Genomic DNA, 18047 nt, shown 5'->3' on the forward strand with positions numbered 1-18047 from the left:
CCACCACCCCTTTCGGCCGAGCGGGCAGACTTGTCAGCGATAGATGTCGAGCGTGCGGTTCCGGTGGTTCGGATGCGTGCTGTAGACGAAGATGCGATTGAGATCGCGGTCGGTCAGAAGCCGCAGGAAGCGCGCTTCGATGATGTTGTCGGCGTGCACGCGCTTGAGCAGGCAGCCGACCATCTGGATCCGGGCGCTTGGAATGTCGAGGTAGAAATTCTGCGGCAGCTGGTACTTCGTCAGGATACCGATGACCGCACCGCTTTTCGACAGCTTGATGATTTCGCAACGGCGCGAGCTCAGCTGCGTCATGCCTTTTTCGGTATATTCGATGCGCGCCTCGTTCCTCGTGTCCTCCATCGGGAACATGGTTTCGCGATCGTACATGAAAGATTCTTCCTTGTTCAGGAAGTGTTGCTGCATCGCCGGTGCCGCGGTCGTCATTCAACAGGCCTCTTAATATCCCCTGCCCGTCAGGCTAAAGGAAGAAATTTAACAGAGGGTAGATTGAGAGCCTTGGCATAGAAAAACCCGTCCGAAAATCGGACGGGTTGATGAGGAAACAGCGGTGGTGTTTGTCAGGCGCGATAGCTCTTGCCGTCAACGTCGAAGAGATGCAGCTTGGTCTTGTCGGCGGTGAACCGGACTTTTTCGCCGCGATGAACAGGCAGAATGCCCGGGATCTTGGCGATGATCGGCTCCTTCTCCACCAGCCCCTCGATGTAGAGCAGCGTCACTTCGCCGAGCGCCTCGACAATCGCGACCGTACCTTCAAACAGGAAGTCCTCGCCGGACGCCGTCTGCAGATCTTCGGGACGCACGCCGAAGCTCGCCGTCTTGCCGTTCTCGGAAGCGTTGGTGGCGATATCGAGCGTCACCGACTTGCCGCCGGCAAGCTTTACCGTCGTCTGCGGTCCCGTGTCCGTAATCGTCGCAGGAATGACGTTCATCGCCGGCGAACCGATGAAGCGGGCGACGAACAGGTTCGCCGGGCGCTCGTAAAGCTCAAGCGGCGGACCGACCTGCTCGATATGACCGGCCGACAGCACGACGATACGATCGGCAAGCGTCATCGCCTCGACCTGGTCATGGGTGACATAGATCATCGTCGTGTCGGCCATCTGCTCGTTGAGCTTGGCGATCTCGATGCGGGTGGCGACGCGCAGGGCGGCGTCGAGATTCGACAGCGGCTCGTCGAACAGGAAGACCTTGGGGTCGCGGCAGATCGCCCGACCGATCGCGACGCGCTGGCGCTGACCGCCCGAAAGCGCCTTCGGCAGACGATCGAGGTATTTGGTGAGCTGCAGGATATCGGCTGCCGCGCGCACGCGCCGGTCGATCTCCTCCTTCGTCTCCTTGGCGATGCGCATGCCGAAGGCCATGTTGTCGTAGACAGTCATATGCGGATAGAGCGCATAAGACTGGAACACCATGGCAATGCCGCGCTTGGAAGGCGGCACATCATTGACGCGTTCGCCGTCGATGAACATGTCACCGCCGGTGATCTCCTCCAGACCCGCGATCATGCGCAGCAACGTCGACTTGCCGCAGCCGGACGGACCGACAAACACGACGAACTCGCCCTGCTTGATGTCGAGATTGATGCCGTGAATGACATCGACCGCACCGTAGGACTTGCGGATATCTTTAAGCGTCAGACCTGTCATCGCAGCCTCCCCTTCGTCTCTTTTTGCCTGTCGTTCTTCTTCACCCGCGCTACCGCACGCGTCAAACCAGGCGCGCGAAAAATGCGCTCCAGGCCGGAAGATTGACCTTGTTGTCCTTGATCTCGGCCGTAAAGCCATGACCGTCAAGCGCTTCCACCGGCTCCTTCGGCAAATCAGCCGTAGCAGTCGCACTGCTCATGTTAAAAAGGCAGAAGAGCTTCTCGTTGCCGTGACTGCGAACGAAAGCCAGGACCGGAGCATCCGTGCTGCGGAATTCGATCTCGCCCTTGGCAAAGGCCGGATGCGCCTTGCGGAACTGCAGGAAGCGGCGATAGTGCTCCATGACGGAACCCTCATCGCCCTTCTGGGCGGAGACCGCCCGTTTCAGGTGCTCGGCCGGCACCGGCAGCCAGGGCTTGGCGGCACCGAAGCCGCCATGGACCGCATCGCTATCCCAGACCATCGGCGTGCGGCAGCCGTCGCGCCCCTTGAAGTCGGGCCAGAACTGAATGCCGTAGGGATCCTTCAGATCCTCGTAGGCGAGCTCGGCTTCGGTCAGCGCCAGTTCCTCGCCCTGATAGATGCAGACCGAGCCGCGCAGCGACATCAAAAGGCTTGCCAGCAGCTTGGCGTGCGCATCGTGATCGGCAACGCCATCGCCCCAGCGACTGACATGGCGAACGACGTCATGATTGGAGAAGGCCCAGCAGGCCCATCCCTCGGGCGCCGCCTTGTGAAAGTCACGCAGGACCTCGGCGACACGCGCCGGTGTCAGAGCGTCGGGCGCCAGGAACTCGAAGGCGTAGCACATGTGCATCTTGTCGCCGCCGGAGGTGTACTCGCCGGCGATCTCGAGACCACGCTGGCTGTCGCCGACCTCACCGACGGCCGCGATTGCCGGAAACTCGTCCATGACGGCACGGAACCGCTTCAGGAACGCCAGGTTCTCCGGCTGGTTCTTGTCGTAGAGATGTTCCTGATAGTTGTACGGGTTGACGGCCGGCGCGGTGGAGGCATTGCGGCGCTCCGGCGCCAGCGCGGGATTGTCGCGCAGCTGCTTGTCGTGGAAATAGAAGTTGATGGTGTCGAGGCGGAAGCCGTCGACGCCGCGCTCCAGCCAGAAGCGCTCGACGCCCAACAGCGCCTCCTGCACATCCGGATTGTGCAGATTGAGGTCCGGCTGCGAGGTCAGGAAGTTGTGCAGGTAGTATTGCAGGCGCGTCGGATCCCACGCCCAGGCCGAGCCGCCGAAGATCGACAGCCAGTTGTTCGGCGGCGTTCCATCGGGCTTGGAGTCCGCCCAGACATACCAATCCGCCTTGGCGTTCGTCCGGCTGGCGCGGCTTTCGACAAACCAGGGATGCTGGTCCGAAGTGTGCGACAGCACGAGGTCGATCATCACCCGGATGCCGAGCCGATGCGCCTCGGCGATCAGCGCATCGAAATCGGCGAGATTGCCGAAGATCCCGTCGACGTCGGTGTAGTTCGAGACGTCGTAGCCGAAATCCTTCATCGGCGAGGTGAAGAACGGCGAGATCCAGATCGCATCGGCGCCGAGCGAGGCGACATGCGGCAACCGGGCGGTGATGCCCCTGAGATCGCCGATGCCGTCGCCGTTGGAGTCCTGATAGGAGCGCGGATAGATCTGGTAGATCACCGCGCCGCGCCACCAGTCCTTGTCGACCTGCAAGATGGATTCGCTCATTTCAGTCATGCTCATTCCGTTCAGAAGTCCGTGTGAGGTCAGCCGCCCTTGACCGATCCCGCCAGCAGGCCGCGCACGAGGTAGCGCTGCAGGCTGAAGAACACGATCAGGGGGACGACGATGGTGATGAAGGCGGAGGCGGTGAGGATTTCCCAGTTGCCACCGCGCGAACCCAGAAGATTGACCAGCCGGCCGGTCAGGACCAGCTCATCTTGGCCAGCGCCGAGGAAGACGATGGCGACCAGCAGGTCGTTCCAGGTCCACAGGAACTGGAAGATCGCGAAGGACGCCAGTGCCGGGAATGACAGCGGCAGGATGATCTTGACGAAGATGTCGAAGTCGCTGGCGCCATCGACGCGCGCGGATTCCATGATCTCGCGCGGCAGGCCGGCCATATAGTTGCGAAGGAGATAGATCGCCAACGGCAGACCGAAGCCGGTATGGGCGAGCCAGATGCCGACATAGGTCTTGGCCGGCACGCCGAAGAAGGCGCCGACACCATTATAGAGCTTCAAGAGCGGGATCAGCGACATCTGCAGCGGCACGACAAGCAGGCCAACGACGACCGCAATCAGGATCGCGCGTCCCGGAAACGGCATCCAGGCGAGCGCATAGGCGGCGAAGGCCGCAATCAGGATCGGTATGACCGTCGAGGGGATGGCGACCGTCAGCGAATTGATGAAGGAAGCGCCGATGCCTTCGGCACTCAGAACCTCGACGTAATTGTCGAAGGTGAAGCGCGGCGGAACGGCGGCGGTGAAGAAGATGCGCTGGCCGCGCGAGCCTTCCATTTTCGTGTCCGAGACGATCTCGAAGCTGCCATCCGCCTGCACGGTCAGTTTCTCGCCGTCGTTCAGTTCGGCGGTTTCGCCGGCCTTGAACGCCGTCGGCTCGCGGCTCGAAAAGCCGAAGGCGGAAACCTCGCCGGCGGCGGTGCCTTCGAGCACGTCGCCGGAGATCACGAACTTGCCGTCCCGTTCGATTTGGGTATCGGCCCCAGGTGCGCGGGCGACAATATTCTGGGTCGAGGTCGACAATGCCGTCCACCAGCCGGAGACTGCGAGCTGATCCTTGTCGCGCAGCGACGAGATCAGCAGGCCCGCGGTCGGCAGCGTCCAGAGCGCGACCAGGAGAAGGACCGACAGGTGTACGGCCCAGGTGAGAGGGGAGCGCGTCGCCGGGTTCATCTCAGTGCCCCTTCATTTCTTTGGCCGCATTGCGGATGTTCCAGACCATGATCGGGATGACGAGGACCATGATGACGACGGCGATCGCCGCGCCGCGACCGAAGTCGCCACCGCCGCGGAACATCCAGTCGAACATCAGGTTGGCGAGCACCTGGCTCTGCCACTGGCCGTTGGTCATCGCGAGCACGATATCGAACACCTTGAGGACCAGGATGGTGATCGTCGTCCAGACGACGGCGATCGTGCCCCAGATCTGCGGCACCATGATCTTGAAGAAGATCTGCCAGCCGTTGGCGCCATCGATCACGGCGGCCTCGACCGTCTCCTCCGGAATGCCGCGGAGCGCGGCCGACAGGATGACCATGGCAAAGCCGGTCTGGATCCAGACCAGAATGGCCATCAGGAAGAAGTTGTTCCAGAAGGGCAGCGTGATCCAGGCCTGCGGGTCGCCACCGAAGGCGACGACGATCGCGTTCAGGAGGCCGATCTGCTCGGTGCCCTCAGCGCGATAGTCGTAGATGAATTTCCAGATGACGGCAGCGCCGACGAAAGAGATCGCCATCGGCATGAAGATCAGCGTCTTGGCGATGTTGCCCCACCAGATACGGTCGGTCAAAGCGGCGATGACCAGCCCGAAGAAGGTCGCGAGTGCCGGCACCACCAAGAGCCAGAGGAAGTTGTTGAAGATCGACTGGCGAAACTCACCGTCGTTCAGCATCCAGACGTAGTTGCTGGCGCCGACGAAGTTTTGTCCGGCGCGGTCATGCAGGCTGAACCAGACCGACATGGCCACGGGGTAAATGAGGTAGATCGTCAACGCAAACAGCGCCGGGGCGAGAAACAACCATGGCCGGATGGCATTGGTGATGCGCAGGTTGCGCGACGCTTCGACACCGGATCGCCCCTTCGACGGGAAGATCAGATCGAGAATGAAGCTGGTTCCCCAGAAGTAGGCGGCGCAGCCGAGCACCCCGGCCAGCATCGTTCCTACCGCAAAGACGAGCTGTTGCATGACATGTCCCTCCCCTGAAAAGCACTTTGCGTGCAGGGCGTGGCGATTGTCGCCGTTCTCGTTGGGGCCTCGCAGCGCCGAGCGTTCAACGGACCCAAAGGAAGGACGGGCGGCGCAATCGCCGCCCGCCGTCCATTTTTACTTGATTGCGTCCCAGGCCTTCTGAACGCTGTCGGCAACGTCGGAGGCGGACTTGCCGCCGACGAAATCGACCATACCGGTCCAGAAGGCGCCCGCGCCGATCTTGCCGGGCATCAGGTCGGAGCCGTCGAAACGGAAGGTCGTCGCGTTCAGCAGGATCTCGCCCTGCTTCTTCAGCGGCGGGTTGCCGTAGGCATCGACGTTGACGCTCTTGTAGGGCGTCAGGAAGCTCGTCTGTGCCATCCAGACTTCATGTGCGATCGGCGTCTTCAGGAACTCGATGAAGGCGCGCGCCGCCGGCGTGTCCTTGGTGATCATCGCCAGCGTGCCGGCGCCGAGAACAGGATTGCCGAGATCCTTCTTGCTCTCGTAAGGCGGCATGTAGAAGAAGTCGGCATCCTCGCCGATCACCGTGCCTTCCGGGAAGAAGGACGGAATGAACGAAGCCTGGTGATGCAGGTAGCACTTCGGCGGCGATGCGAAGAGGCCCTTCGGGCTGTCGCGGAAGTCGGAAGACGCAACCGCTGCCGCGCCGCCATCGACGAACTTGTCGTTCTTGGCGAACCAACCGAATTCGTCGATCGCGCCGACGACCGCCGGATCGCTGAACGGGATCTCGTTCTTGACCCACTTGTCGTAGACATCGGCCGGCTGCGTGCGCAGCATCATGTCTTCCACCCAGTCGGTGGCCGGCCAACCGGTCGCGCCACCCGAGCCGAGGCCGATGCACCAGGGCTTCTGACCGTCGGCGGCGATCTTCTCGGTGAGCGCCTTCAGCTCTTCCATGGTCTTCGGCACTTCGTAGCCGGCGTCTTCAAAGTTTTCCGGCGAATACCAGACCAGCGACTTCACGTCGATCTTGTAGGGGAATGCGTAAAGGGCGGCATTGCCGTCCTTGCCCTTATAGGTCGAAAGATCGACCCACGACTGGCCGGCCGCATAATTGTCGAGCAGCCACTTCTGTGTTTCGTCACCGAGCGGCGTCAGATAGCCCTTGGACGCCAGATCGCCGATCAGACCCGGCTGCGGCAGGATGGAAATATCGGACGGGCTGCCGGCCTGGGTGTCGATGACGATCTGCTGCTCGTAGTTTTCAGAGGACGAATATTTGATCTCGACCCCGGTCGCCTCGACGAAATAGGCATAGACGCTCTTGAAGAGCGCCTCGTCCTCGCCGCGCCAGGGGCCGAAGATCGTCAGCGTCTGACCCTTGAGGTCGTGCCCCTTCTTGAATTCCTCGAAGCTCGCCCAGTTGAATTTGGAATCTTCGCCAGGCTTGAACTTCAAATCCGCAGCGCCGGCAGCGCCCGCAAACAGCGCCAGCGCAGCCACGCTCAACAGAAATGATCTCTTCACGTTGTTCTCCTCCCAAGATGAACCCGGATCCCGCCGGGCAGATCATCAACGCGCAAAATTCAAAGCGCTTTGAGTTTGCTAACAAACCATTGCGACACTCCAGGTGTCAAGAGCTTTCGATTCATCGGCCTCGATGCGACAGCATTTTGCTCTGCGGCAACTTTTTGCAGCGCAAAGCCGGCTAATTCCGCTTTGTATGATGAAAAACGAGTGTTACAGAAATCCAAGGCGCTGGATGAAACCACAAAAATCAAACGGATATCCAAAGCGCTTTGGGAGGAAAGTTGACCATGGCGGTCAATCTCAAGCAGCTCGCGGAACTGCTCGGCCTGTCGCAAACGACAGTCAGCCGGGCGTTGAACGGCTATCCGGAAGTCAATGCGGAAACCCGCCAACGGGTATTGCAGGCCGTGCGTGAGACGGGCTATCGGCCGAATCGGGCGGCCCAGCGGCTCGCCACCGGCAAGGCCTACTCGATCGGCATGGTCATGCCGATCGCGGCCGGCATCGATTCCGACGTGCATTTCGGCGAATTCCTTGCCGGCCTTGGCGAGGAAGCCGTCAAGCATGATTTCCATTTCGTGCTCAATCCGAGTGCGCCGGAGGACGAAGAGGCGACCTTCCAGCGCCTGGCCGCGAGCGGCAATGTCGATGCGCTGTTCCTTGCCTATATGCGCGCCAACGATCCGCGCATCGCGATGCTGAAATCGCTCTCCATCCCCTTTGTCGTGCATGGACGCTCGATCGGCGAGACGCGGGACTATCCGTTCCTCGACATCGACAACACCGGCGCCTTCTACGACGCGACACGGCTGCTGATCCAGCTCGGCCACCAGCGGATCGCGCTGATCAATGGGCCGGACTATCTGACCTTTTCCATCCGCCGGATGAAAGGCATGGCCCGGGCGCTGGCCGAGCATGGCCTCAACCTCGACGAGGCGCTCGTCCATCACTCGCTGATGACCGACGAGCACGGCTATCGCAGCATGCAGCGTTTCCTGCAGCAGCCGGACGCACCGACCGCCGTTCTGTGTTCGAGCACGGTACTTGCGCTCGGCGCCGTCAGGGCCATCAACCAGGCGGGACTGGCAATCGGTCGCGACATCTCGCTGATTGCGCATGACGATGTGTTGCCGATGCTGAAACCGGAGAATTTCAGCGTGCCATTGACGACGACACGGTCATCACTGAGGGCTGCCGGCGGGCGCATCGCAACCCGGCTGATCGCCGGCATCCTCAAGAGCGGCGATTATCCCGACCAGGAACTCTGGCGCGCCGAATTGATCGTTCGCGCCTCAACCGGTCCCGCCCCGCAAAAATGAAAACGCGCCACGGAAGCGGCGCGTCGTGTGTTGGGCGAGCTTTTACCGATCAGAAGCGCGGCGGCTTGCGGCCAGCCTTGCGATAGGCGGCAATCACGGTATTTGCCATCAGCATCGCAATAGTCATCGGCCCGACGCCACCCGGTACCGGCGTGATGACGCCGGCGACCTTCTCCACTTCGCCAAAGGCGACGTCGCCGACGAGCTTGAATTTGCCTTCGCCCTTTTCCGGCGCCGGCACACGGTTGATGCCGACATCGATGACGGTCGCGCCGGACTTGACCCAATCCGCCTTGACCATCTCCGCACGTCCGACCGCCGCCACGAGAATATCGGCATTGCGGCAGACAGCCGGCAGATCCCTGGTGCGCGAATGCGCCGTCGTCACCGTCGCGTTGGCGGCAACAAGCAAAGCCGCCATCGGTTTGCCGAAAAGGTTCGAGCGGCCGATGACAACAGCGCTCAGGCCCGAAAGGTCCTCGCCATGGGTCTGGCGCACGAACACCATCGCACCGGCGGGCGTGCAGGAGACCAGACCGCCTTCGAGATCGCCGGTCGCCAGCTTTCCCGCGTTGACGACATGCAGGCCGTCCACGTCCTTTTCCGGCAGGATCGACTGGATGATCGGCTCGGAGTTCAGATGCTTCGGCAGCGGGAGCTGCACAAGAATGCCGTGAATGGCTGGATCGGCGTTGAGGGTCGCAACCAGTGCCGCAAGATCTTCCTGGGTCGTTTCCTCAGGCAGGGTGTGCTGGATCGACTGGAAGCCGCATTCCTTGGCCATCTTGCTCTTCGAGGAGACATAGGCATGGCTTGCCGGATCGTTGCCGACGATCACGACCGCCAGACCGGGGCGAACGCCTGCATCCGCTTCGAGCGTTTGCGTCGCGGATTTCACGGCCTCGATGACCGAAGCGGCGACCTGCTTGCCATCAATCACAGTCGTCACGGCATTCCTCCTGGCTTCCTGTTCGCGGCACACTCTAATTCGCCTCGGGAAAGGCGATTGCCTCAAAGCGCCCTATGCTGTCCCAAACGCATAAATGCAAGAGGTCGGCATGGCCAGACACACGTTTGCAGAGCGGGCCGCGACATTTCCTCTCATCGCTGAAAGGCTGCCTCGATCGCTCCCGTAATTCCTGAGGTTCAGCGGCGCGCGACTTTCTGCCGGGAGTAGCTCTCGACCCGAGACCTGAGCGCACGAAGATCGTCCTGCACCCTGGCGATGCCGAGATCGTCCTCCGGTTCGATGCTCCGGGACGAAAGTCTTGCCGGAGGGGCCTGCTTTGCCAGCTCGCGCGAGGCGAGATAGGCGGCTGCCAGCGACTGCGCATGATGGGCGGCCGGGGAGAATGGTGGCGGAAGGTCTGCTTCGCGCACCTTCTGTTCCTGCTCGCTGCGCGTGCCGGGCATCGGATCCGGATCGGTGCCCGGCTCCGGCGGATCCGGGTCGACAGTTTCGGGCGGCGCGCCCCTCGGGCTGACAAACAGCCCATTCAGGCTGCGGTAGATCCCGAGCAGGATGCCGAGACCGAAACCGGCAAAGAAGCCCGCCAACGTGGCGCCAATGACGATGATCTTGCGCGATGGCCCCTTGGGCTGCAGCGCAGGCTCTGCCCGCGAAACGACACGGATGTTCTTCGCCGTCAGCTTTTCTTCCTCACGCGTTTCGCTGGCGCGCTTCAGGAAGGATTCGTAGATTTCACGGGTTGCGGCGGCGTTTCTTTCCAGCTCGCGCAGTTCGACCATTTCACCGGACGAATTGATCTGGCGCGCCTTCTGCGCCGCAAACTGCCGCACCAGGTCTCGCTCCGCACTCTCGGCGCGGTCGAGTTCGGTCTGGGCGGTGGCCGCGATGCGCCGCAATTCGTTGGCGATCTCGGCGCGAGAGGATTCGAGCGATTGTACGGCGGCGATGCGCTGCGGGTGACGGGGACCAAGGCTTGCATCCAGCGAGCTCAGCTGCGCCCTGGTCGCGGCATGCTGCTTACGCAACTCGGCGAGCGCCATCGAGCCGATTTCCTCGGGAAAGGCGCCGGTCAGCACGTCATCGAGCCGGACCTTGCCGGAGACGTCGGCCTTCGCCTTTGCCTCGGCAATCCGGTTGCGCGCTGCAGCGACCTGGTCGCTGAGGCTGAGCAGTTGTTTGTCGGCGATGAGCTCGCCGCCGGCGCCGACGATATCGTTGCGCGCCTTGTATTCTTCGATGGCCTTTTCCGCGGTATCGAGTTCGGCCTTCAATTCTGCGAGGCGCTGGTCGAGCGCCGCCGTGGTCTTCTGGAAAAAGCCGGACTGTGCCGCCGTCTCCTCGCCCAGAAAGGTTTCGACCAAGCGGTTGACGATCAGCGCGGATCTCTCGGGACTTCTGCTCTGCGCTTCGACGATGACGATGAATGTCTTGGGGTCGCGCCAGACGCGGATGGCGTCGCTCAGTTTCTGCAGCGTGCGTGGAGAGACTTCGCCTTCCGCCGCCCCGGTCCCAGAGAATTCGGCATCGCTCTGCAGATCGAGATCGCGCGCGACCTTTTCCATCACGGTGCGGGAGCGCAGAACCTCGAGTTGACTGTCGACAAGCGCAAGAATGCCTTCCGTCGCAAGCGACTGCTTGGAGAGATCGGAATCCGTCAGCCGAACCTCGCGCGGGTCGATATAGAGCCTGCTCTCCGAGAGGTATATGCTGGGTGTCGACAGGGCGATCGCGACGCCGGCGGCGCCGCCGAGTATCGTCGTGGCGGCAATGACGAAACGAACCTGCCAGACGGAGCGAAGCACGGCCTTGATGTCTACGAGCGGCCTATCGCCCGGCGGCGGCGCGTCGCCACGCGAACGACCGGACGCGTCGTCTGCGTCCCGGCCAGCCAGCCACCGGGCAATTTTTCCGTCTGCGCCGCCAAGGTCGCGCTTCGGCTGCGGCCTGGCAGCCGCACCGCTCAATGCCGATGGTGTCTTGGGTTGGGATACCGGACGGACTGCATGCCGCGGCGCGGCATGACCCGGCTCAGCAGCCGCTTGATCTGCCTCGGCGAAGCGGTCGAGCAACGACGAGCCGGAGGATCCGCGGCCTTTGGCGGCGGGCTTTTGCGTGCGCGCGGAAACCCGCGGGCTCCCTGCTGCGATATCGAGCAACGATGCACGCGGAACCGGGCGTTTTTCGTCGTCGACGTTGAACATGACTTATCCCGCGGCTGCCGAGACGGCAAATTCCGAATAGTGAATTCAACCTAAGGAAACAGGGAAAACAAATCGTTAATTTTGGCGAAAGAAACAGCCATGGGAGCGGCCGATCTCACGCCTTATTAAACATTCCCGCCTATGACGGAAGAGACGACTGGAAGTTCAACCGTGTTCCACCGCATCAAAGCGCTTTATCTTCGCCACAGGGCGCTTGTTCACGCCTATCTCTCGATGACCGGGGGCTCGGCGGGGCGGCTGGTGTTGTCGCTTGCCTATTTCATCGCTGTCGCCAACACGCTCTCCATTTCCGATTTCGGCCTCTTTGCCACGGCGTCAGCCGCCGGCATCATGATCTCACGGGCGCTTGCCTTCGGCTTCATGTCGCCGCTCTATCGCGTGGCGACGGTCAAGCCGCTGCTCGTCGGCACCTACAGCGCCGGGTTTCTCGTCGGAGCGCTGCTTTCCCTGCCGCTGATCGCACTGATCTGCGCCGGCACGTTCATCGCACTTTTTTCACGCGACATGTCGGCGGGCACCTTTGCAGCCTTCATGGCCGCTGAAATCATCTGCTGGCGTGGGCTCGAAACGGCGGTCATCGTTCTCAACGGCCTCGGACGGTTCGGTCGCGGCGCATTGCTCGTCGTCATCGCCACGGCGATCCGCACGGCAGCGGCGCTGCTGTTTGCTCTGCTGCAGGTCAAGACGCTTGGCGCCTGGTCGCAGTTCTATCTCGTCGCCAACGCCATCAGCCTCGTCGTGGCACTTGGGCTGTTCTACCCGAGGGTGCGTTTTCGCTGGCAGCCACGGCTCTATTTTCGCCGCTGGGCGGATTCGGTCTCGGTCGCGGGCGCCGAAATCCTCTTCTACATCCAGTCGGAGTTCGACAAGATCGCGGTGTTGGCGATCGGCGGGCCCGCCGTTTCCGGCATCTATGCGATCCTGATGCGGCTTGCCGACCTGACAGCCCTGCCGGTGCGCTCGTTCAACACGCTGCTCGTCCAGCGGATCATGCGCACGCCCGATGCGGTCGCCCGCTGGCCGGTTCGCTTGTCGATCGAGCTTGCGATTGCCGCTGCATCGTTCGTCGCCATCTCTGCAATGGCGGTCTATCTCTACGTTTTCCCGAATGGCCTCGGCCGCAATGTCTCGGCCGCCGCACCGATCATGGCGATGATCCTGCTGGTGCCATCGTTCCGCAATCTGATCGAGTATCATTCGGAACTGCTTTATGCGACCGGACGCACCGTGCGGCGCATGGCCAATCTGCTGGTCGCGGGCGTGGTGAAAGTGGGGCTGCTTGCACTGCTGCTGACGACGACCACGGATGTCGCAGAATGGGCGCCATCGCTCAACCTGATCTTCCTGGTTTTGTACCTGCTATCCGTCGGCCTGACCTATACCGCGCTAAGCAAACCGGCCAACCGGGTCATCTGACGCGCGGTCGGTATCAAGCCGCGAGCTCAACGACCGCCTTGCGGATATCGTCCAGATCATGGCCGACGAACGACTGCACGCCGATACCGATCTGGTGCGGCGCCATATCCCCAAGGAAGTCCCTGAGGCCGGCAATGCCCTGCCGATAGCTGTCGTCGAACCAGAGCACGTGGCAGAGGGCATCGGGTGACGGCTTGTGCCCCTGCCCGCCCAGCACCTCATCGACGAAGCGGCCATAGATCGTGCATTCGGAGAAGGCGCGGGTCTTGGTGATGGCACGCACCCAGTTGCGGCCGTGCAGCGCTTCGACATGGTCGACAAGCTTGCGGCATGTGTCACTGCGCCAGGCGATCAAGGTATTGATGTAGTCGTTGGCGGGCAGCGTGTAGGGGCCGATGCCGAGAAGCCGATCGGAATGCGCAAGCCACGCGAGATGATTGGAACGCATATTTGCGTCAATCGCCGCATCCTTGCGATAGAGCGTCAGCCGGTCGCCCTGCCAGAGCGTGGCGGGGTCGAAATCGCGGAGGAATACGACATCGGAATCGACCGCGAACATCGCCGCCTCATCGATGTGGCGGGCAAGCGCCAGACGCCGAAGCTGCTGAACGTGCCAGCCGCGAAGCGGCAGGCCAAAGGGGCTGAGCCAGACCTTGCGCCGCCCGCCCGACAAGGGGTCGGTGATGGGGCGCAACCACCAGGGCAAGAGATCGCGCTCGCTGATGGCCTGCCGCCGCGCGCCCTCGAGCTGCCGGAACAGCGCCACATCGAAATCGGCGACGAGCAGGTAATGCACCCAATCGCCCTGCAAGCGGCGGTCCATGCTTTCGCACATCAGCCGACAGCGCTCGAAATCATTGGCGTAGGATGCCGTTACAATTGCGGTTCGCATGGAAGGCCCGGTCAGCATTTCCGCGCTCCGAGGCTTGCACTGCCGACGCTTTTTCGAGCGCGGCCCGTCAGCTTGTGGAGAAAGACATGCAGCAGGAACAAGGGGTTGCCGAGGACATAGCGGCGCCACATGCGTTTCGGCTCCATTGCCAGCCGGTAGAACCATTCGAGCCTCAGCCTGCGCAGAAGCTTCGGCGCACGCGGGAATTCCTGGGCGACGAAATCGAACAGCGCGCCGACGGTAATCACCAGCCGTGCATCCTGCGGGCCGACATAGGCATCGACCCATTTCTCCTGCATCGGGCTGCCCATTGCCACGAGGAGAATGTCAGCCTTCTGAGCCCGCACGTCGGCGAGAACCTCGCGCGACCGGCGGCGATCGAAGAAGCCGTCCGAAACGGGCAGGAACTCATGCCAAGGCGCATGCTTGCGAAAGTTCTCGGCCGCCCGCGCCAACACGTCTGGCCGCGCGCCGATCATCGCGACCCGCATCGGCCGCTCTATGTAGGTCAGCAAGGCCGGAACGAAATCGGTCCCGTTCAGGTTGGCTGGAAACATGCGCCCATGGAACAGGTAGGAGGCGATATCGACGCCGTGGCCATCGGGAAACACGACCTGGCGGTGCAGCACCTCCCGGTATTCGGCGTCCTTCATCATCAGGTTGGCGTTGTTCGCATTGAGGAAGGCGAGGCTCACCTGGCCGCTTGCGCGCGAAACGGCTTCGCTGGCAAAAGCAAAGGCATTCGCCCAGCCGAGATCGACGACCGGCATGCCCAAGATCATGCGCTGCGATACGGCGCTGTTCAAAGCGACGGCAGATCTGGTCACGACCGCCCTCCGCCGTGGATCTTCAATCGTGGTCGCACCTGCAACCGTTCCTCAGCGCTTGCGCCATTTGCGGCAAGCGCGGGCAACACGTCGCGCATGACCTGCATCATCCTGGCCTTCTGAGCCTGGTGGAACACCGCTCCGTCCAGGCGCTGCGAAAGGCCGGCCCGCGCGCGGCCGACTTTCTCAACCAGCAGCCGGCCAAACTCCCGGGGATCATCGGTTGGCGCGCAATTTTCCGGGATCGTTTCGATGCCTCGCAGCGAAGCCTGTGTGGCAACCGACGGCATGCCGAGTTCGAATGTCTCGATGCTTTTCAGCTGCACGCCCGTCCCGCCGCGGCTGACGAGCGGCACGACGGCGCTGGCTGCAACGAACGCGCGGGCGTCCGGGACGCGACCGACGAAGCGAATCCCGGGATGTGAAACCACCGGCGTTCCATCCAATTGTCCGGCGATCGAGATCGACATATCCTTGGGAAGATGGGGCACGACCTGATCCAGGAACCAGTCCAGCCCGAGCCGGTTCGGCCGCCAGCTCCAGGTGCCGATCAGGCCGAGGTCGTGCTGACGCTCCGTTTGCGGGAAAACCGGCGCGTCCCAACCGGTGACCAGCGGCAGAACGAATGCACGATCGGAAACGGAACGTCCGAAACCGAGACGATCCGCCTCGGCGAAGGTCCACAGCGCGACGGCGTTTTGCGCCAGTTGCTGCTCGTAACGCTCGAGATACGATGCCTCGCGCCGAAAGAGGAACCGTTCGATCGCGCCCTTGGCGCGCTCGGCATTCTCCAGAGCGGAATCGGCTTCGACGTTGTGGGCAACGTAGATCGAGGGATAGGGACGGAAGATCTGCGCGAAGGCCGCGGGCAGCTGCACGGAGTTGAGCACGACGCCGTCGAAAGGTGCGAGACCGTCGAGGATCAACTGGACCCGACCTGCCGACACGCCGAGCATCTTGGCTGACGACACCGACGTGCGATTGAGAAAGGCGGCCGCGAGCCAGCTCAGCTTTTGCAGGCGACCGACTTTGGCATTGGTGACTTCCAGCTCGCCAAGCAGGTGCATCTCGCAGCCGGGTGCCGGCCTGTGTCGGGGCTGCAGAAAGCCGACGACACTGACCCGATGGCCAAGCGCGAGCAGACCGTCAAGCACTGCACGATTGGCGATATCGAAACCGGAGGCGGGATTGTCTACGGGTACGAGCGAGGAAACCAGGACCAGATGCATTTTGCCACACGTCATGGATGGAGCATTGCCCTTTTCTTTAGCAGCGTGGGGTGAAGGACCACTTAAAGCACTCTTTCAAAAGTCATTTTCACGGTTCAGTATCTGTTTAGGAAGATTTGCTTTAGTGCTTGCCAGCAATCCGCTTGCACAGGTTTCACCATGACGTCTATCGGCCAGGATATTTCCGTCTATTTCCGGACCGAGTTGGAAGATGCCGGTAACATCGAACTCGTCGTGGTGCTACCGACCTTTCGCCGGCCGGAACATGTCATCAAAACGCTGAAAACCATTGCTTCCCAACGGCCTGACGTTGCCTTTGCGACCATCGTCGTCGAGAACGACGATGAGGGTCTGGCAGGTGCCGCGGCCGCGAAGGATTTCTTTCTCGGACGCCCGTCCGACTCCCTCGTCATCATCGCCCACCGGCGCGGAAACTGCTACGCCTACAATGCCGGCTGGGCGGCTGCCCTTGAAAACTATCCCAACCTGCGTGCCATTGCCATCATTGACGACGACGAGATCGCCGCGCCCGAATGGCTCGATTGCCTCATTACCACACAGGAAGCAACCGAGGCAGACATGGTCGGCGGACCGCAGCTGCCGGTTTTCGAGGATATGACCGGGCAGAAGTGGAAGCGGCACCCGGTGTTTACGCCTCACTATGAGACGACCGGGCCGGTACCGATCCTCTATTCCTCGGGCAACGTGTTGGTGACGCGCCGGGTTCTCGACGCCATGCCGCGGCCGTTTCTGGACCCGGCCTTCAACTTCATCGGCGGCGGTGACGCCGACTTCTACAGCCGATGCAAGGAGAAGGGTTTCTCGTTCGCCTGGGCCAAGGAGGCGTGGGTGGCAGAAACTGTGCCGGCGCGGCGCACCAGTGCATCATGGATCCGCGCGCGCAGCCTCAGAAACGGGGCGATTTCGACGATGCTCGAGCACCGTCGGGATCCAAGCGCCGCTGGGCGGTTGAGAACCTTCTGCAAGTCGCTTGCGTTGCTTGGCACCGCCATCCCGCGCGGCGTCAAACTATGGAGAAGGACCGGTCTTGCAGCCGCGGGGCTCTACCATTTCTATGTAGCAGTGGGCCGGCTGATGGCGGAGTTCGGCTTCGTGAACGAACAATATCGCAACCCGGAAAAGAACTGAGACTACCGATCGGCGATCAGTGGGCGCTGCTCGCGCTGACGCCGCCTTCCGGCAGCTTGTCGTTGGCGACGTTGCCGTTCTTGTCGACGATGGCGACCGGCTTCTGCCGCGGCACGTTCTGGCCATTGGCCACGCGCTTGACGTCGTCCTTGGTGAGATATTCGAGCTGTTCGACGAGGACTTCCGTGATCACTTCGCCGCCAAGTTTCTTGTTGAGCCCGTCCTTGACCGTGGACTTGAAGGTCGAAAGGTCGAACGTGCCGGTGTCGCTGACGTTGATGAACCGCGAGCCGACCAGCATGTCGTAAAGCTCGTCGGTGACCATCTGGCGAAGCGGCGCCCGCAGATTGTTGATGCCTTCCTTCGTTGCGGAGAAGGAAAGCTTGGTCAGGAAATAGCCCTGTACGGCCCCGTCCTTGATGACGGGGACCGTGATCATTTCTCCCGGAACATATTGCTCCGATGCACGCCGCGTTGCTTCTGCATCCGAGACGACGGGCGCCGAGGCGCTCTGCATGGAATAATAGACGGATCCGAGCGTGACGGCGCAGACCCAGACACCGGTGAGAATGAGCTTCAGCATTAGAAATCGCTATAGCGGAACTGCGCTTCGGAATAGATGCCATCGGCATCGGCGTCCTGGGCGGCGGCCTTCAGCAGATCGACGACGGATCGCACGGCGTCGAGATGGGCTTCGACCTTCTGCGAATTGACCTCGAGCTTGTCGCGCAGGTGACGGGTCTGCGACGCGAAGGCCGGCGAAAACTCGCCCGGCAGCGTATCGCGGTGCAGCATCGTCAGTTCGTAGAGGCAACGGCTCTTGTGCGCGTTCGACGTCTTGATATCGAACTCCGGATCGACACCAATGCGGCTGTTCTCATTGTCGATGATCATTTCCAGCCGGCCGAGCACGTTCTGGATCCGGACGTCGTTGGATGCCACAGCTTCCATA

Annotated in this window: 16 protein-coding genes; 3 read left to right on the forward strand and 13 right to left on the reverse strand. The window is 62.0% G+C overall.

What is annotated here, in order from left to right; all coding sequences use genetic code 11:
* Window positions 1-33 precede the first annotated feature (33 nt).
* The 6 genes from AC244_RS19210 to AC244_RS19235 form a co-directional block, all read right to left on the reverse strand.
* A complete protein-coding gene (locus tag AC244_RS19210; protein WP_053250430.1) occupies window positions 34-444 on the reverse strand; it encodes a hypothetical protein in 411 nt (136 codons plus the stop codon).
* A 134-nt stretch (window positions 445-578) separates the two neighbouring features.
* Window positions 579-1667: an ABC transporter ATP-binding protein gene (locus tag AC244_RS19215; protein WP_053250431.1), complete on the reverse strand. Its 1089-nt coding sequence runs from the start codon at window positions 1665-1667 to the stop codon at window positions 579-581.
* A gap of 61 nt (window positions 1668-1728) precedes the next feature.
* The gene (locus AC244_RS19220) at window positions 1729-3381 is read right to left on the reverse strand and encodes an alpha-glucosidase family protein (protein ID WP_053250507.1); all 1653 of its coding nucleotides are present in this window, start codon (window positions 3379-3381) and stop codon (window positions 1729-1731) included.
* A gap of 29 nt (window positions 3382-3410) precedes the next feature.
* Window positions 3411-4559, reverse strand: a complete 1149-nt coding sequence (locus AC244_RS19225) for a carbohydrate ABC transporter permease (protein ID WP_053250432.1) — start codon at window positions 4557-4559, stop codon at window positions 3411-3413.
* Window position 4560: 1 nt separating this feature from the next.
* Complete coding sequence (locus AC244_RS19230) at window positions 4561-5571, reverse strand: carbohydrate ABC transporter permease (RefSeq protein WP_053250433.1); 1011 nt, start codon at window positions 5569-5571, stop codon at window positions 4561-4563.
* A 138-nt stretch (window positions 5572-5709) separates the two neighbouring features.
* On the reverse strand, window positions 5710-7068 hold the full coding sequence (locus AC244_RS19235; protein WP_053250434.1) for an ABC transporter substrate-binding protein: 1359 nt from the start codon (window positions 7066-7068) through the stop codon (window positions 5710-5712).
* Window positions 7069-7358: 290 nt separating this feature from the next.
* Here AC244_RS19235 and AC244_RS19240 point away from each other — a divergent pair, with 290 nt between their 5' ends.
* Window positions 7359-8390, forward strand: a complete 1032-nt coding sequence (locus AC244_RS19240; protein ID WP_053250435.1) for a substrate-binding domain-containing protein — start codon at window positions 7359-7361, stop codon at window positions 8388-8390.
* Between the two features lie 49 nt (window positions 8391-8439).
* Here AC244_RS19240 and folD read toward each other — a convergent pair whose 3' ends face one another.
* Both folD and AC244_RS19250 read right to left on the reverse strand, forming a co-directional pair.
* Window positions 8440-9339, reverse strand: coding sequence for a bifunctional methylenetetrahydrofolate dehydrogenase/methenyltetrahydrofolate cyclohydrolase FolD (gene folD, locus AC244_RS19245; RefSeq protein WP_053250436.1), 900 nt, complete (start codon window positions 9337-9339; stop codon window positions 8440-8442).
* Window positions 9340-9536: 197 nt separating this feature from the next.
* Complete coding sequence (locus tag AC244_RS19250) at window positions 9537-11561, reverse strand: GumC family protein (protein WP_053250437.1); 2025 nt, start codon at window positions 11559-11561, stop codon at window positions 9537-9539.
* Between the two features lie 141 nt (window positions 11562-11702).
* Here AC244_RS19250 and AC244_RS19255 point away from each other — a divergent pair, with 141 nt between their 5' ends.
* Window positions 11703-12998: a lipopolysaccharide biosynthesis protein gene (locus AC244_RS19255; RefSeq protein ID WP_053250438.1), complete on the forward strand. Its 1296-nt coding sequence runs from the start codon at window positions 11703-11705 to the stop codon at window positions 12996-12998.
* A 13-nt stretch (window positions 12999-13011) separates the two neighbouring features.
* On the opposite strand, the gene AC244_RS19260 is transcribed toward AC244_RS19255, so the two are convergent.
* The 3 genes from AC244_RS19260 to AC244_RS19270 are packed head-to-tail and all read right to left on the reverse strand — an operon-like array spanning window position 13012 to window position 15946.
* Window positions 13012-13908, reverse strand: coding sequence for a DUF6492 family protein (locus AC244_RS19260; protein WP_234716981.1), 897 nt, complete (start codon window positions 13906-13908; stop codon window positions 13012-13014).
* Complete coding sequence (locus tag AC244_RS19265; protein WP_234716982.1) at window positions 13902-14717, reverse strand: WecB/TagA/CpsF family glycosyltransferase; 816 nt, start codon at window positions 14715-14717, stop codon at window positions 13902-13904. Before AC244_RS19265 ends, AC244_RS19260 begins: the two co-directional genes overlap by 7 nt.
* A complete protein-coding gene (locus AC244_RS19270; RefSeq protein WP_053250439.1) occupies window positions 14714-15946 on the reverse strand; it encodes a glycosyltransferase in 1233 nt (410 codons plus the stop codon). Before AC244_RS19270 ends, AC244_RS19265 begins: the two co-directional genes overlap by 4 nt.
* A gap of 159 nt (window positions 15947-16105) precedes the next feature.
* Between AC244_RS19270 and AC244_RS19275 the strand changes: the two genes are divergently transcribed.
* Window positions 16106-17095, forward strand: a complete 990-nt coding sequence (locus AC244_RS19275; RefSeq protein WP_053250440.1) for a glycosyltransferase family 2 protein — start codon at window positions 16106-16108, stop codon at window positions 17093-17095.
* Window positions 17096-17111: 16 nt separating this feature from the next.
* On the opposite strand, the gene AC244_RS19280 is transcribed toward AC244_RS19275, so the two are convergent.
* Both AC244_RS19280 and AC244_RS19285 read right to left on the reverse strand, forming a co-directional pair.
* Entirely contained in the window at window positions 17112-17678 is a 567-nt protein-coding gene (locus tag AC244_RS19280; RefSeq protein ID WP_053250441.1) for a hypothetical protein, read from the reverse strand.
* Window positions 17678-18046, reverse strand: a complete 369-nt coding sequence (locus AC244_RS19285; protein ID WP_053250442.1) for a hypothetical protein — start codon at window positions 18044-18046, stop codon at window positions 17678-17680. Before AC244_RS19285 ends, AC244_RS19280 begins: the two co-directional genes overlap by 1 nt.
* Window position 18047 lies beyond the last annotated feature (1 nt).

The organism is Ensifer adhaerens (assembly GCF_001270265.1).
Lineage (GTDB): Bacteria > Pseudomonadota > Alphaproteobacteria > Rhizobiales > Rhizobiaceae > Ensifer > Ensifer adhaerens_B.